This window comes from Pseudomonas sp. P5_152, from assembly GCF_033989915.1.
Taxonomy (GTDB): domain Bacteria; phylum Pseudomonadota; class Gammaproteobacteria; order Pseudomonadales; family Pseudomonadaceae; genus Aquipseudomonas.
This window is the reverse complement of record NZ_JASFAH010000002.1, coordinates 2,096,872-2,110,062: the sequence shown is the minus strand read 5'-3', so window position 1 is coordinate 2,110,062 and position 13,191 is coordinate 2,096,872. Positions and strand designations below refer to the sequence as shown.

At 60.5% G+C, this 13,191-nt stretch carries 17 protein-coding genes and 1 riboswitch; of the genes, 10 read left to right on the top strand and 7 right to left on the bottom strand.

Features of this window, described 5'->3' with window-relative positions; translation table 11 throughout:
• Positions 1-4: 4 nt before the first annotated feature.
• Complete coding sequence (gene hemH, locus QMK50_RS09530; RefSeq protein ID WP_320333006.1) at positions 5-1,033, top strand: ferrochelatase; 1,029 nt, start codon at positions 5-7, stop codon at positions 1,031-1,033.
• Positions 1,034-1,116: 83 nt separating this feature from the next.
• Here hemH and QMK50_RS09525 read toward each other — a convergent pair whose 3' ends face one another.
• Positions 1,117-2,391, bottom strand: coding sequence for a uracil-xanthine permease family protein (locus QMK50_RS09525; protein ID WP_159997939.1), 1,275 nt, complete (start codon positions 2,389-2,391; stop codon positions 1,117-1,119).
• Positions 2,392-2,393: 2 nt separating this feature from the next.
• Positions 2,394-3,032 carry a uracil phosphoribosyltransferase gene (gene upp / locus QMK50_RS09520; protein ID WP_095168992.1) on the bottom strand — a complete coding sequence of 213 codons (639 nt, stop codon included), beginning with the start codon at positions 3,030-3,032 and terminating at the stop codon, positions 2,394-2,396.
• Between the two features lie 164 nt (positions 3,033-3,196).
• On the opposite strand from upp, the gene QMK50_RS09515 reads away from it, so the two are divergent.
• The 3 genes from QMK50_RS09515 (at position 3,197) to QMK50_RS09505 (ending at position 4,715) form a co-directional block, all read left to right on the top strand.
• Positions 3,197-3,754 (top strand): hypoxanthine-guanine phosphoribosyltransferase, encoded by a 558-nt coding sequence (locus QMK50_RS09515; RefSeq protein WP_166589758.1) that lies wholly within the window; start codon positions 3,197-3,199, stop codon positions 3,752-3,754.
• 121 nt (positions 3,755-3,875) lie between these two features.
• The gene (locus QMK50_RS09510) at positions 3,876-4,364 is read left to right on the top strand and encodes a hypothetical protein (RefSeq protein ID WP_320333005.1); all 489 of its coding nucleotides are present in this window, start codon (positions 3,876-3,878) and stop codon (positions 4,362-4,364) included.
• Positions 4,365-4,427: 63 nt separating this feature from the next.
• Positions 4,428-4,715, top strand: a complete 288-nt coding sequence (locus tag QMK50_RS09505) for a PA4642 family protein (protein WP_095168989.1) — start codon at positions 4,428-4,430, stop codon at positions 4,713-4,715.
• 67 nt (positions 4,716-4,782) lie between these two features.
• Here the strand turns inward: QMK50_RS09505 and mqo are convergent, their stop codons facing one another.
• Positions 4,783-6,291: a malate dehydrogenase (quinone) gene (gene mqo, locus QMK50_RS09500; RefSeq protein WP_159997937.1), complete on the bottom strand. Its 1,509-nt coding sequence runs from the start codon at positions 6,289-6,291 to the stop codon at positions 4,783-4,785.
• A 711-nt stretch (positions 6,292-7,002) separates the two neighbouring features.
• Entirely contained in the window at positions 7,003-7,236 is a 234-nt protein-coding gene (locus QMK50_RS09495; protein WP_095168987.1) for a hypothetical protein, read from the bottom strand.
• A 182-nt stretch (positions 7,237-7,418) separates the two neighbouring features.
• Between QMK50_RS09495 and QMK50_RS09490 the strand changes: the two genes are divergently transcribed.
• The gene (locus QMK50_RS09490) at positions 7,419-8,003 is read left to right on the top strand and encodes a YajG family lipoprotein (RefSeq protein ID WP_095168986.1); all 585 of its coding nucleotides are present in this window, start codon (positions 7,419-7,421) and stop codon (positions 8,001-8,003) included.
• A 70-nt stretch (positions 8,004-8,073) separates the two neighbouring features.
• On the opposite strand, the gene QMK50_RS09485 is transcribed toward QMK50_RS09490, so the two are convergent.
• Positions 8,074-8,280: a hypothetical protein gene (locus QMK50_RS09485; protein ID WP_095168985.1), complete on the bottom strand. Its 207-nt coding sequence runs from the start codon at positions 8,278-8,280 to the stop codon at positions 8,074-8,076.
• 174 nt (positions 8,281-8,454) lie between these two features.
• Between QMK50_RS09485 and QMK50_RS09480 the strand changes: the two genes are divergently transcribed.
• Positions 8,455-8,739 carry a hypothetical protein gene (locus QMK50_RS09480; RefSeq protein ID WP_159997933.1) on the top strand — a complete coding sequence of 95 codons (285 nt, stop codon included), beginning with the start codon at positions 8,455-8,457 and terminating at the stop codon, positions 8,737-8,739.
• Between the two features lie 235 nt (positions 8,740-8,974).
• Here QMK50_RS09480 and QMK50_RS09475 read toward each other — a convergent pair whose 3' ends face one another.
• Positions 8,975-10,141, bottom strand: a complete 1,167-nt coding sequence (locus tag QMK50_RS09475; RefSeq protein WP_159997931.1) for a 1-acyl-sn-glycerol-3-phosphate acyltransferase — start codon at positions 10,139-10,141, stop codon at positions 8,975-8,977.
• A gap of 140 nt (positions 10,142-10,281) precedes the next feature.
• On the opposite strand from QMK50_RS09475, the gene QMK50_RS09470 reads away from it, so the two are divergent.
• The 4 genes from QMK50_RS09470 to QMK50_RS09455 all read left to right on the top strand — a co-directional run bounded on the left by QMK50_RS09470 (position 10,282) and on the right by QMK50_RS09455 (position 12,322).
• Entirely contained in the window at positions 10,282-10,464 is a 183-nt protein-coding gene (locus tag QMK50_RS09470) for a CPXCG motif-containing cysteine-rich protein (RefSeq protein ID WP_095168982.1), read from the top strand.
• Between the two features lie 12 nt (positions 10,465-10,476).
• A complete protein-coding gene (locus QMK50_RS09465; RefSeq protein ID WP_095168981.1) occupies positions 10,477-10,737 on the top strand; it encodes a putative signal transducing protein in 261 nt (86 codons plus the stop codon).
• Between the two features lie 35 nt (positions 10,738-10,772).
• Complete coding sequence (locus QMK50_RS09460) at positions 10,773-11,393, top strand: SOS response-associated peptidase (protein ID WP_095168980.1); 621 nt, start codon at positions 10,773-10,775, stop codon at positions 11,391-11,393.
• Positions 11,394-11,503: 110 nt separating this feature from the next.
• A complete protein-coding gene (locus QMK50_RS09455) occupies positions 11,504-12,322 on the top strand; it encodes a M48 family metallopeptidase (protein ID WP_320333004.1) in 819 nt (272 codons plus the stop codon).
• A 36-nt stretch (positions 12,323-12,358) separates the two neighbouring features.
• Here QMK50_RS09455 and QMK50_RS09450 read toward each other — a convergent pair whose 3' ends face one another.
• Positions 12,359-12,943, bottom strand: a complete 585-nt coding sequence (locus QMK50_RS09450) for a TMEM165/GDT1 family protein (protein ID WP_095168978.1) — start codon at positions 12,941-12,943, stop codon at positions 12,359-12,361.
• A gap of 89 nt (positions 12,944-13,032) precedes the next feature.
• Positions 13,033-13,154: riboswitch (yybP-ykoY riboswitch) on the bottom strand.
• Positions 13,155-13,191 lie beyond the last annotated feature (37 nt).

The window sequence follows — 13,191 nt, the reverse complement described above, 5'->3', positions numbered from 1 at the left end:
TTGCATGACCGATCACGCGTTGCTCCTGGTCAACCTGGGTTCACCCGCTTCCACACAGGTGGCGGACGTGCGCAGCTACCTCAATCAATTCCTGATGGACCCTTACGTCATTGACCTGCCGTGGCCGGTGCGGCGCCTGCTGGTGTCGTTGATCCTGATCAAGCGCCCGGAACAGTCGGCCCATGCCTACGCCTCGATCTGGTGGGACGAAGGCTCGCCGCTGGTGGTACTCAGCCGGCGCTTGCAGCAGGCCATGAAGGCGCAGTGGACCCAGGGACCGGTCGAACTGGCGATGCGCTACGGCGAGCCGTCGATCGAGACGGTGCTGACTCGACTGGCCGCCCAAGGCATCAAGAAAATCACCCTGGCGCCGCTGTATCCACAGTTTGCCGACAGCACCGTCACCACGGTAATCGAGGAAGCCAAGCGGGTAGTGCGCGAGAAAAAACTCGAGGTGCAGTTCGCGATTCTCCAGCCGTTCTACGACCAACCGGAATACCTCGACGCCCTGGTGGCCAGCGCCCGGCCTTATCTGGAACAGGATTACGATCACCTGCTGCTGAGTTTTCACGGCCTGCCGGAGCGGCACTTGAAGAAGCTCAATCCGGGTCATTGCTTTGAATGCAGTAACAGTGGCGATTGCTGCGCCGCAGCGCCAGCAGAGGTGCTTGCCACCTGTTATCGCGCCCAATGCCTGCGCACGGCGGCAGACTTTGCCAAACGCCTGGGCTTGCCGGATGGCAAGTGGTCGGTGTCGTTCCAGTCGCGCCTGGGGCGTGCCAAATGGATCGAACCCTACACCGAAGCGCGTCTCGACGAGTTGGCGAAAAGTGGGGTGAAGAAGATTCTGGTGATGTGCCCGGCGTTTGTCGCCGACTGCATCGAAACCCTGGAAGAGATCGGTGACCGTGGCCTGGAGCAGTTCCGCGAGGCGGGGGGCGAGGAGTTGGTACTGGTGCCGTGCCTCAACGATGAGCCGCAGTGGGCGCAGGCGTTGAACACCCTGTGTGAAAGGGCGCCAGTGGTTTTGTAGAAGGCCGAAAGCATCGCGGGCAAGCCATGTTCCTGTAGGAGCAAGGCTTGCCCGCGATAACGTTCTTTCAGGCAGTAAAGCCCTTAGAGCAGCGGCTCATCCGGCTGCTTGTTCTTCCAGCCGTCGTTGCCCGGCAACAGCAGGTTCAACCCGATCGCGACAATCGCGCACAGGGCGATGCCCTTGAGGCCGAAGTCGTCGGGGCCGGTGCCGGTGCCGATCAGCACACCGCCGATCCCAAACACCAGGGTGACCGAGACAATCACCAGGTTGCGCGCTTCGCCCAGGTCGATCTGGTGGCGGATCATGGTGTTCATGCCCACCGCGGCAATCGAGCCGAACAACAGGCACAGGATCCCGCCCATCACCGGTACTGGAATGCTTTGCAGCAGCGCACCGAACTTGCCGACAAACGCCAGGCTGATGGCGAAGATCGCCGCCCAGGTCATGATTTTCGGGTTGTAGTTCTTGGTCAGCATCACCGCGCCGGTGACTTCGGCGTAGGTGGTGTTGGGTGGGCCGCCGAGCATGCCGGCTGCCGTGGTAGCGATACCGTCGCCAAACAGGGTGCGATGCAGGCCCGGTTTTTTCAGGTAGTCGCGACCGGTCACGCTGCCGACGGCGATGACCCCGCCGATGTGTTCGATGGCCGGGGCCAGCGCCACCGGGACAATGAACAGGATCGCCTGCCAGTTGAACTCCGGTGCCGTGAAGTGCGGTAAGGCAAACCAAGGTGCGGCAGCGATCTTCGCGGTGTCGACGACACCAAAGTAGAACGCCATGCCAAAGCCCACCAGCACCCCGGAAATGATCGGCACCAGGCGGAAGATGCCTTTGCCGAACACGGCCACGATCAAGGTGGTCAGCAGCGCCGGCATCGAGATCATCATCGCCGTCTGGTAATGAATCAGCTCGCTGCCGTCACCGGCCTTGCCCATGGCCATGTTCGCGGCAATCGGCGCCATGGCCAGGCCGATCGAAATGATCACCGGGCCAATCACTACCGGAGGCAGTAGGCGGTCGATGAAACCGGTGCCCTTGATCTTCACGGCCAGGCCCAGGAAGGTGTAGACAAAACCTGCCGCCATCACGCCGCCCATGGTTGCCGCCAGGCCGAACTGGCCCTTGGCAAGAATGATCGGGGTGATGAAGGCAAAGCTCGAAGCCAGGAACACCGGCACTTGGCGCCCGGTAACGAGCTGGAACAGCAGAGTCCCCAGGCCCGCCGTGAACAGCGCGACGTTGGGGTCGAGGCCGGTAATCAGCGGCATCAACACCAGCGCGCCGAACGCCACGAACAGCATCTGGGCGCCCGACAGGACCTGGCGCCAGAGCGGGTCGTTGAACTCATCCTGCATGCTCACGCGTCCTTCTGCTTGGTGCCGAAGATCTTGTCGCCAGCATCGCCGAGGCCCGGAATGATGTAGCCGTGTTCATTGAGTTTTTCGTCAATCGAGGCGGTGTAGATAGTCACGTCCGGGTGAGCCTTCTCGACAGCCGCGATCCCTTCGGGGGCTGCGACCAGGACCATGGCGCAGATGTCCTTGCAGCCGGCTTTTTTCAGCAGGTCGATAGTGGCAACCATGGAGCTGCCGGTGGCGAGCATCGGGTCGATGATCATGGCCAGTCGTTCGTCGATTTCTGGAACCAGTTTTTCCAGGTAGGTGTGGGCTTCGAGGGTTTCCTCGTTGCGGGCCACGCCCACGGCGCTGACTTTGGCGCCCGGGATCAGGCTCAGGACACCTTCGAGCATGCCGATGCCGGCGCGCAGGATAGGGACCACGGTAATTTTCTTACCGGCAATTTTCTCGACCGATACGGTACCGCACCAGCCTTCGATGTCGTAGGTTTCCAGGGGCAGGTCCTTGGTTGCCTCGTAGGTCAACAGGGCACCGACTTCCTGAGCGAGCTCACGGAAATTCTTCGTGCTAATGTCGGCGCGGCGCATAAGGCCAAGTTTGTGTCGGATCAGCGGATGGCGGATCTCACGGATGGGCATAGGGAAAGGCTCCGGCGGCGGGCAAAAAAACCGGCCTAGATTAATCTATCCGGGGTTGTTGTCCTATAGACATTCAGAACGTTAGTCCAGAAACGCTTGATTCGACCGGTCGGGATGCGTACCTTTGCTCGCTTTTCCGAATCCGCCACCCCTTGGAGAGCACCATGTCCGCTGATCTCGAGCATATCCGTCAAATCATGCGAGAGGCTGACTGCCTGTACACCGAAGCTGAAGTCGAGGCGGCCATCGCCCGTGTCGGTGCGCTCATCAACGAACAGCTGGCTGACAGCAATCCCGTGGTGTTCTGCGTGATGAACGGCGGGCTGATCTTCTCTGGCAAGTTGCTCACCCATCTGCATTTCCCGCTGGAAGCGTCCTATCTGCACGCCACGCGCTATCGCAACGAAACCAGCGGCGGCGATCTGTTCTGGAAAGCCAAGCCGGAAGTTTCGTTCATCGACCGTGACGTGCTGATCATCGACGACATCCTCGACGAAGGGCACACCCTGGGCGCGATCATCGACTTCTGCAAACACGCCGGTGCCCGCAAAGTGCACACCGCGGTACTGATCGACAAGGACCACGACCGCAAGGCGCGTCCGGACCTGAAGGCCGATTTCGTCGGGCTGCCTTGCGTAGACCGTTACATCTTCGGCTACGGCATGGACTACAAAGGCTACTGGCGCAACGCCAACGGGATTTTTGCCGTTAAAGGTATGTAAGCCGGAACGCCCCGCAGCTTTCTCGATCAGGCACTCGTTGCTCAATGGGTCGAGAAGGCTGCACCACCGGACGCAGGCTGCGTCAGCTGCTACAGTGCTGGGCCCGATTCTGGAGCCCGTCATGAGCCTTTTGATCCGCAGTTGCGCCGTTCTGTTGCTGAGCCTCAGCCTGCCACTGGCGGCCGCGCCTGCGGTCATGCACGGGCAATTCCTGCCGCCCGACGACCTGACCCTGCGCGACACCTCGCCCGAGCAGCAGCAACTGTTACAGGTCACCGAGTATTCGGTGGTGGTGGGCAGCCAGCGCCAGTCCAATCAGCAGCCGATCCCGGTGACTTCGCCGGTGCTGATTCGCCTCAAGGGCAAGCCCCTGAACAAGGGGGCCACCATCAGCCAGGTGCTGGTGAATTTCGACGGCGAAAGCAAAAGCCTGAAAAAGCCGATCTACGACGCCAATGCCCGCACCCTCACCCTGTTTTACCCCATGGCTCAGTACCGGGTGGTGCTGGACCTGTTACGCAACGACACGGTCTATTGTCAGTTTCTCAGCTACGCCAATGGTCACATTTGGGCAGACCTGCACACGGGTGCAGTGAAGCGTGGTCGTTGAGGCATCGGGCAGGGCGGGGGTAAACTGCCTGCCCCGTGAAATGTCTGCGAGCTGGAGTCGGCAATGCGTAAAGATAAGAAACAAGTGATTGGTGACGAGATCGGCGATGAGCAGATCAAGTTGTTCCTCGATTTCGAACCGGTTGACGCGACTTCACCGTCCCAGCACAAGTTGATCAAGGCTTATCGCGGCCTGCGCATCGACGATTTCGAGCGTTTCCTGACGTTCTTTGTCGAAGCCGGCTACGACCTGGACGGCAAGGATGAGCATGGCCAGACCTTCGCCGAAGTGATCAAGGACCAGCGCAACAGCGCCGAGTACATCGAGCTGATCGAAAAAGCCCGCGGCTGAGCTTTTTCAAGGCCATAAAAAAACGCCCCGTTCTCATTGAGAGCGGGGCGTTTTTCATGGGCGAGGATCAAGCGAAGCTTGGAGTCTCGCTGCTGGCTTCCACCAGCTCCAGGGCGACGTTGTTCTGCGCGTTGATCTTGCGATACAGCGCAGCGTCGGTTTCCAGGATTTTTTCACGGGCCGGGAAAATTTCCGCGAGTTTGCCAGCCCATTCGCCCTTGGTTTTGCCCGGGAAGCATTTCTCGATCAGCTCGAGCATGATCGAAACGGTCACCGAAGCACCTGGCGAAGCGCCGAGCAGGGCGGCCAGCGATCCGTCCTTGGCTGCGACCAGTTCGGTGCCGAACTGCAGCACGCCGCCTTTTTTCGGGTCTTTCTTGATGATCTGCACCCGTTGGCCGGCCACTTCCAGGCGCCAGTCTTCGGCTTTCGCTTCAGGGTAGAAGCGACGCAGCGACTCCAGGCGTTGTTCCATGGATTGCATCACTTCGCTGACCAGGTATTTGGTCAGGTCCATGTTGTTCTTGGCCACGGCCAGCATCGGTCCGATGTTACCGGCACGTACCGACAGCGGCAGGTCCATGAAGGATCCGTGCTTGAGGAACTTGGTGGTGAAACCGGCGTATGGCCCGAACAACAGGGACGTCTTGCCATCGACCACACGGGTGTCCAGGTGCGGTACCGACATGGGCGGCGAACCTACCGCGGCCTGGCTGTAGACCTTGGCCTGGTGATGCTTGACCACTTCCGGGTTGTCGCAACGCAGCCACTGGCCACTGATCGGGAAACCGCCGAAACCTTTGCTTTCCTCGATGCCCGAGGCCTGCAGCAACGGCAAGGCCGCGCCGCCGGCGCCGAGGAACACGAACTTGGCGTCGACTTCACGGCTGTTGCCGCTGTTGACGTCCTTGATGCTGACGGTCCAGCCGTTGGCATTGCGCTTGAGGCCGGTCACGCGCTTGCAGTACTTGACCTGGGCATCGCCGGCGCTGGTCAGGTGCTTGAGCAGTTGATTGGTCAGGTTGCCGAAGTTGACGTCGGTGCCGTTGATCACGCGGGTCGCGGCGAGGGTCTCGCCAGCGTCACGCCCAGGCATCATCAAGGGCATCCACTCGGCCATCTTGGCCTTGTCTTCGGTGTATTCCATGTCGGCGAACGCATGGTGCTTCTTCAGCACGCTGAAGCGTTCCTTGAGGAACGACACGCCAGCGTCACCCTGCACGAAGCTCAGGTGCGGGACCGGGCTGATAAAGGATTTCGACGAGCCGAAGGTGCCTTTGCGGGTCAGATAGGACCAGAACTGCTTCGACACCTCGAACTGGGTGTTGATGTGCACGGCTTTCTTGATGTCGACGCTGCCGTCAGCGGCCTGTGGCGTGTAGTTCAGCTCACACAGGCCGGCGTGACCGGTACCGGCGTTGTTCCACGGGTTGGAACTCTCCGCGGCCCCGGAATCCATCAGCTCGACGACTTCCAGCTTGATCGCGGGGTCGAGCTCTTTGAGCAGTACAGCGAGGGTGGCACTCATGATGCCGGCCCCAACCAGTACTACGTCGACTGCTTCGTTATGCGCCATTTAACGCGTCTCCAAAATCTGCAGCACCAAATTGTCGGCATAGCTGCCAGGAGTTACGGGGCATGCTCTGTAGAGCCCCAGGTCACCCATGGCCAGGATCGCCATGTCCGAATCTTCGCAATTTATCGCAACTTCGACAGACGTTACCTACTGGCCTCAGGGTTCCCATGAACTCATTTCAGCGCGCGGCAGGCAATTCGACTTATGGTCGATACGTCCGTTTGTGCAACCAAATCCGTAGCGGACAGGCTTCAGGCTCCGGTATTCGAGGCGTATCCGGTCCTGTGTCGTTGGGCTGTTGTAGACGCTAATGGTGCATATTCAGACGCAAAACTATTCATTTGCTCGCCACACTCTTGTGAAGTTGTGAAAACCCGTTTTTTCACGCTCTTTTGAAGACGTGAACCTCAAAAAGGGCTATCTGCGCCTGGCACCGGACCCGCGTTAAAAACGGGCAAACAGCTCAGTGGCCGAGCGTCATGACAGCTCTGCAGATTCGCGAAAAGTGGTGGTTTGCAAGATAAACAGCAAGCTCGCCAGCTTCACTCGATCTGTGTGGGCGGCTCTCTGTGGGCGGTGCGGGGGTGCCAATACGCAGGTATCAGCGGTGCTGCGAGGCCCGATCAGGAGACGTCCTTATAATCGGGGGGAGATTGTAGCGAAGAAACGCAGGGAAATGGTCGTGTTTAATGACTTTTATTAGCCGTTCGGTCAGCCGGCCAGTGCCGAGTGCAACCTGAGGCGACGAATGCGTGGGCTCAGGCGGGCGCTGGCGGGCAGTGGCTGGTGCAACCAGTGGGGGCGAATCTCATTGATTTCGACCCAGCCATCGCCCATCGGAGGCATCTGGCAGTGCTTGAATGCCAGGCAGCGTTCGGCGCTGTCGAGTCGGGCGAAGTAACGATAGGTGCGGCGTGGAGCGAAAAGCGACCAGAGAAAATGCATGGCGATGCCCTCGTTCAGTGACAGCGTTGAAGTTAGCAGTGTGGCATGACACTCCCGTGACCGAGCAGTCGCGCGCGATGACATTGCACAAGTCTTCAGCCGGTGTTCAGGGTTGCTGGTTTGCAGCCGGTGCCGACCGCTATACTGCGCGTCTGTCTGTGCCTGATTCTGGAGAGAAACGCATGTTGCAACGCCTGTTGTTCGGTTTGATCACTGTGACCAGTTTGACCCTGGTTGGCTGCGCCCACAGCCCGCAACAACTCGCCCCGGAGCCGAAACTGACGACTCAGTTGGCACCGGTCGGGCGTGGCCAGCCGGTGGTGGTGAAGGTGGTGGACGGTCGTCCGTCGCCGACCCTGGGCACCCGTGGTGGTTTGTACCCTGAAACCAGCGCGATCACAGTGCAGAGCGCGCAGATCCTGCCCAAGCTGCAGGCCCAGGCCGAAGCGGCTGTGCGATTGCTGGGCTTCACCCCGACCGCCAATGCGCTGAATGCACCGCAGTTGACGGTGACCTTGGCGGAGCTGAAGTATCAGTCGCCCAAGGAAGGCATGTACGTGACCGAGGCCACCATTGGCGCGACCTTCCGCTCCGATGTGCAGAACGCCGGTCGCCGTTACAGCGGGCGTTACGGTGCCTCGCTGGACCAGCGCTTTGGCATGGCGCCGAACCAGGAGACCAACACCAAGCTGGTCAGCGATGTGTTGAGTGATGCGTTGACCCGCCTGTTCAAGGACCCGACTGTGGGGCAGATCCTGGCCGAGTAACGCTTTGTAGTGCGGTTACCAAACCCGGTGCCAGTCATGGCCCGGGTTTTTTAATGTCTGTGGGAGCCGCTCACGCTGCCTGCGAATAGAAATCCAGCACGCTCACTCCGGTCAGCAGATCGGTTTCCGGCAGGTCGGCATGCTGGTGTCCGCCCAGGGCGCAATACACCAGCCAGTGACGATCCTGGACATTGAAGGCCAGGCTGCCGACGAGGGCCTGTTGTTCGTCGGTTGGGGTGATGAGGTACAGGCGGTCCTGGTTTTCGGCGTGCAGCATGACAAGCTCCGTGTCGGTTTCGAGGGGCGACAGACTGGCGTATTTAGATGACGAAGCCGTGACGCAGAACATTAGTCAGGCAGATGTTTCGTTTTTTGTCGGAAAGCCCGGGCAGACAGTGCGGGTTTGGGTAGAATTCGCGCCGCGCATGCCCTGTTTCGATTGAGGTCCACGATGTCACTGCAACTCTGGTCGCTGTTTTCCGCTCATCCCGCCAAGCTGATCAACCTCCTCGCACTGCTGTTCGCCTGCCCGGGTGGTTGGCTGCTTCACTCGACCCGTCGCCGCGAGCAACAGGCGCGGGCCAGCCTGGCAGCCCAGGCCGGGCGTGCCAGTGCCGACAACCAGATGCATCTGGCGAGCATCGCCACCTTGCGCCTGAATCGCGTCTTCTATGCTTTTGGTTTTGCCTGCCTGGGCCTGGCGCTGCTGGTGTCGTGGATCAGCACCCGGGTCTGATGCACAGATAAAAAAACGGCGCTCAAGGCGTAATGCCGATCAGTTAAGCGACGCTGTCAATTGTAGGAGCGAGCTTGCTCGCGAAAAACGTCAACGATAACGCGTGTATTCAGTATAAACGCGGCGCCGTTGAGTTCTTCGCGAGCAAGCCGCAAGCGGGCACCCGCTCCTACAAAAGGGTTTAACTGATCGGCATTAGGCGCTCAAGGCGCCGTTTTTTATTGCCGGCAGAGCCCTACAGGGGGAGCCCGGCCTTGACCCGATACTGGTTACGCACAGGGGTGGCGTACTGCAGCACCAGGAACGGACGGTGCTCCTCGGGGCACGCCGCGAGGCGGTCTTGCCATTCTTGCCGGGCCTTGGCCAGTTCGTCGGCCGGGAACAGCTCGGCGGCACTCGGCACGCTCAATTGTGGGTCGGCGTCCTGCCACTGGGCGTAGGCCAGGTAGTGCACCGGGAACAGGCGGTAGCCACCGAGAATCTGCCGGTCCATCTCGATTGCCAATTGCTTGGTGTCTTCGAATCGCTCGCTGATCGGCGCGGCAAAGTTCACGTGGACCCGGCCCTTGTAGCCGGTAATGCCCTTGGCGATGCTGACGTCATCTTCGCCGGGCTCCTTGGTGTAGCTGCCGGTGGTGGCGCGGATGTACAGCTCGCGAGCCTTGGCCTGGTCGCACGGGTCGTACTCGTAGCTGATCGAGACCGGGGTCAGGTTCAGCGACAGGATCACCTCGGCAAACGGCTCGTCCTTGCGGCTCATGTGGAACATCTTGAGGATTGCCGATTCGGTACGGTCGTCACCGTCCTTGGCGCGGCCTTCGGCCTGGGCGATCCAGATCGATTGGCAATCGTTGCGAATCGAGTGGTTGATATACGCCGACAGCAATTGATAGGCCGCCATCTTCTCCCGTCGACCGCTGATGGAACGGTGCACGATGAAGCTCTTGTTCAGGCGCATCAGGTCGCTGACGAAGGGCTTTTGCAGCAGGTTGTCGCCAATCGCGATGCGCGGCGTGGGCAGGCCTGCGTGATAGATCGCGTAATTGACGAAGGCCGGGTCCATCACGATGTCGCGATGGTTGGCCAGGAACAGATAGGCACTGCCGGACTTGAATTGCTCGACACCGGTATAGGTCACGCCGTCGGTGGCGCGCTCGATGGTGTGGTCGACATAGAACTCGACTTTGTCCTGCAACGTGGCAACCGAGCTGACACCCGCGAACTCACGGCGCAGCCGATGAGCTATAAGGGGTTTGAGCATCCAGCCCAAGGCGCCGGCAAACCGCGGAAAGCGAAAGTGGGTGAGGATATCTAGAAACGCCTTGTCGCTCAGCAGCCGTGCCAGCACCGCTGGGACTTCGCTGTCGTCGTAAGGTCGGATGGCATCGAATTCGCCCATCATGCTCTCTTGTTAGAAACGGCTAGGGTAAGTAATGGATTGGATCAAATCCACACAGGGTACGGTCTGAAAAATCTGCTCAAACAAAAATAGCCCTGCAAATAGACCGGCGATTATACGCACAAGTCACTTGGGAGACCGCGATGCTGGAAACCGAGCACTATGAATGCCCTTATTGTGGTGAAGACGCCGAAGCGGTCCTGGATTTGTCCGGGGGCGACCAGACGTATGTCGAGGACTGCCCGGTGTGTTGTCGGCCGATAGTGTTCACGCTGCAGACCGATGGTCAGGAATGGATGCTCGAAGTTCACAGTGAAAACGAGTGAGGAGTGGCCTCTATGCAGCGCATCTACGAGCCGGAAAACCTGATGGAAGGTGAGTTGCTGCAAGGGATGCTGGCCAGCGAAGGGGTCGAGGCCCATCTGGTGGGGCGTGATCTGCTCGGGGCGGCGGGGGAGTTGCCGGTGTTCGGCCTGCTGGGCCTGGCGGTGGATAATGATCAGGCGCAATACGCCCGTGAGCTGATCGCCGCGTACAATGCGGCGTTGCCGATGCCCGGCGACGAACCGGATAGCTTCCCGGGCGTGCTGGTCTGTTAGGCTGACGTTCGTTTGATCAAGAGTCGTGTTGCCCCATGTGTGGACGTTTTGCCCTGTTTCGCTGGAACCCCGCGTTCGCGGCCTTGCCCGGTTTTCCGGCCGATCAGCAGGCGCAGTGGAATATTTCGCCGAATGCTTCGGTGCTGATCCTGCGTGCCGAAGCCGGTGAGCGCACGTTGGCGCGTGCCCGTTGGGGTTTGACGCCGCCCTGGCTGACTGACCTGTCGAAGACGCCGGCCCATGCCCGGGCGGAAACTGTCGCCGAACAGCCGATGTTTCGTGAGGCCTTCCGTCAGCGGCGCTGCCTGCTGCCGGCCAACGGTTTTTACGAATGGCGCGGCACCGCGCGCAAGCGCCCGTATTGGCTGACTCCGGGTGAGGGATCGTCGCTGTTTTTTGCGGCCATCTGGGAAGCCTATCCAGTGCAGGAACAACTGTGGTTGAGCACGGCGGTGATTACCCAACCGGCGGCCAGCCAACGGCGACCATTGATTCTCGACGCAGCCGGCCAGGAGGCCTGGCTTGACCCGCAGACTCCGCTGCATGCCCTGCAGGCACTGCTTGCCAGCGAGCCCGCGGCCCTGCGTGAGCGGGTCCTGGCGAACCTGGTCAATGACCCCAAGCTCAATGCCCCGGAGTGCCTGACCCCGGGTTGAGTCGCTGCGCCACGTTTCACTCGGTAAATGATGGGTTGCGCGTCTGTTACATCTGGCGCCGACTCCCGCCACCGCCTACGATACGCGCCATGTTTTCAGGGAGTGTATTCATGAACAAGAATTGGGTTGTGTGTGCGCTGGGCGTCAGTCTGTTGCTCAGTGGTTGTCAGTCGGTCAACACCACCAGCGGCGGGGCCGTGGGCGTAGAGCGCTCGCAGTGGATGTTCAGCATGCTGTCGACCGAGGAGGTCAACCAGATGTACGCCCAGTCTTACCAGAAGACCGTGGGCGAGGCGGGCAGCAAGGGCGTGCTGGACAGGACCAGCAGTGATGCCAAGCGAGTCCAGGCCATCGCCACTCGTCTGATCGCCCAGGCCCCGGTATTCCGTCCGGATTCGGCGCAGTGGAAGTGGGAAGTCAATCTGATCAAGAGTGATGAACTCAACGCCAACTGCGGTCCTGGCGGCAAGATCATTTTCTACACCGGGCTGATCGATACGCTGAAACTTAACGACGATGAAATCGCCGCGATCATGGGCCATGAAATCGCCCACGCCCTGCGCGAGCATGGCCGTGAAGCGATGTCCAAGGCCTATGGCATCGAAATGGCCAAGCAGGGCGCGGGTGCCTTGCTCGGTCTGGGCCAGGACACCCTGGCCCTGGCCGATACCGTGGCCAACTACGGCATGACCTTGCCCAACAGCCGGGCCAACGAAAACGAAGCCGACCTGATCGGCCTGGAGCTGGCGGCCCGTGCCGGCTACGACCCGAACGCCGCGATCACCTTGTGGAACAAGATGAGCAAACTGAACGAGGGCGCGCCGCCGGAGTTCATGAGTACGCACCCGGCCTCGGCCAGCCGGATTTCCTCGTTGCAGGCGGCGATTCCGAAAGTCATGCCGCTGTATCAGCAAGCCAAGAAGTCCTGAGGAGTGTGCGGCGCTTGTAGCGCCGCGCCATCCGCCTTAAACCCAGCCACTGCTCTGCATCGCCTTGTACACCGCGACGATCGCCAGGATCAGGAATGCCGATGCCGCCAGGCGTCGGATCAGGGTCAGGGGCAGTTTGTCTGCGGCAAAGTTACCCGCCAGCACCACCGGTACGTTGGCGATCAGCATGCCGACGGTGGTGCCGATGATCACCAGCCACAGTTCCGGGTATTGCGCTGCGAGCATCACCGTGGCGACCTGGGTCTTGTCCCCCATCTCCGCCAGGAAGAACGCGATCAGCGTGGTCAGGAACGGCCCGAACTTGCGGGCGGTGCTGGTCTCGTCGTCATCCATCTTGTCCGGCACCAGGGTCCACAGCGCGGTGGCGGCAAAGCTGGCGGCGAGAATCCAGTGCAGGGTCGCATCCGAGAAGAAGCTGCCGAACCAGGCACCCACGGCGCCAGCGGCGGCGTGGTTGGCCAGGGTCGCGGCGACGATGCCGGCGATGATCGGCCAGGGTTTGCGGAAGCGGGCGGCGAGAATAAGCGCGAGCAGTTGCGTCTTGTCGCCGATTTCGGCCAAGGCAACGATTGCGGTAGGAACGAGTAGTGAATCCAACATCAGGGTTTTCCTAAGGGGCGGGTCGACACGGCTATGACACGTACAGCCTTCCCGCCCCGGGTAAGGTGTGCGTGTCATAGGTCTTGTCAAACCCTGCGGTCCGTCTGTGCGGACGCTTGGGTCGCATACGCCATGGCCTGTTGACCAAGTATGTTGACGTATGCCGGACGAGCATGGCGCTCGTGGGAGACTACTCCCCTAGGACGGAGCGGATTCTGCCTAGGCAAAATCCATTCGGCAAGCCTTCT

What these genes read in the sequence shown, in the direction of transcription:
- hemH (WP_320333006.1), top strand. Translation starts at nt 5, where the DNA reads ATGACCGATCACGCGTTGCTCCTGGTCAACCTGGGTTCACCCGCTTCC.
- QMK50_RS09525 (WP_159997939.1), bottom strand. Translation starts at nt 2,391, where the DNA reads ATGCAGGATGAGTTCAACGACCCGCTCTGGCGCCAGGTCCTGTCGGGC.
- upp (WP_095168992.1), bottom strand. Translation starts at nt 3,032, where the DNA reads ATGCCCATCCGTGAGATCCGCCATCCGCTGATCCGACACAAACTTGGC.
- QMK50_RS09515 (WP_166589758.1), top strand. Translation starts at nt 3,197, where the DNA reads ATGTCCGCTGATCTCGAGCATATCCGTCAAATCATGCGAGAGGCTGAC.
- QMK50_RS09510 (WP_320333005.1), top strand. Translation starts at nt 3,876, where the DNA reads ATGAGCCTTTTGATCCGCAGTTGCGCCGTTCTGTTGCTGAGCCTCAGC.
- QMK50_RS09505 (WP_095168989.1), top strand. Translation starts at nt 4,428, where the DNA reads ATGCGTAAAGATAAGAAACAAGTGATTGGTGACGAGATCGGCGATGAG.
- mqo (WP_159997937.1), bottom strand. Translation starts at nt 6,291, where the DNA reads ATGGCGCATAACGAAGCAGTCGACGTAGTACTGGTTGGGGCCGGCATC.
- QMK50_RS09495 (WP_095168987.1), bottom strand. Translation starts at nt 7,236, where the DNA reads ATGCATTTTCTCTGGTCGCTTTTCGCTCCACGCCGCACCTATCGTTAC.
- QMK50_RS09490 (WP_095168986.1), top strand. Translation starts at nt 7,419, where the DNA reads ATGTTGCAACGCCTGTTGTTCGGTTTGATCACTGTGACCAGTTTGACC.
- QMK50_RS09485 (WP_095168985.1), bottom strand. Translation starts at nt 8,280, where the DNA reads ATGCTGCACGCCGAAAACCAGGACCGCCTGTACCTCATCACCCCAACC.
- QMK50_RS09480 (WP_159997933.1), top strand. Translation starts at nt 8,455, where the DNA reads ATGTCACTGCAACTCTGGTCGCTGTTTTCCGCTCATCCCGCCAAGCTG.
- QMK50_RS09475 (WP_159997931.1), bottom strand. Translation starts at nt 10,141, where the DNA reads ATGATGGGCGAATTCGATGCCATCCGACCTTACGACGACAGCGAAGTC.
- QMK50_RS09470 (WP_095168982.1), top strand. Translation starts at nt 10,282, where the DNA reads ATGCTGGAAACCGAGCACTATGAATGCCCTTATTGTGGTGAAGACGCC.
- QMK50_RS09465 (WP_095168981.1), top strand. Translation starts at nt 10,477, where the DNA reads ATGCAGCGCATCTACGAGCCGGAAAACCTGATGGAAGGTGAGTTGCTG.
- QMK50_RS09460 (WP_095168980.1), top strand. Translation starts at nt 10,773, where the DNA reads ATGTGTGGACGTTTTGCCCTGTTTCGCTGGAACCCCGCGTTCGCGGCC.
- QMK50_RS09455 (WP_320333004.1), top strand. Translation starts at nt 11,504, where the DNA reads ATGAACAAGAATTGGGTTGTGTGTGCGCTGGGCGTCAGTCTGTTGCTC.
- QMK50_RS09450 (WP_095168978.1), bottom strand. Translation starts at nt 12,943, where the DNA reads ATGTTGGATTCACTACTCGTTCCTACCGCAATCGTTGCCTTGGCCGAA.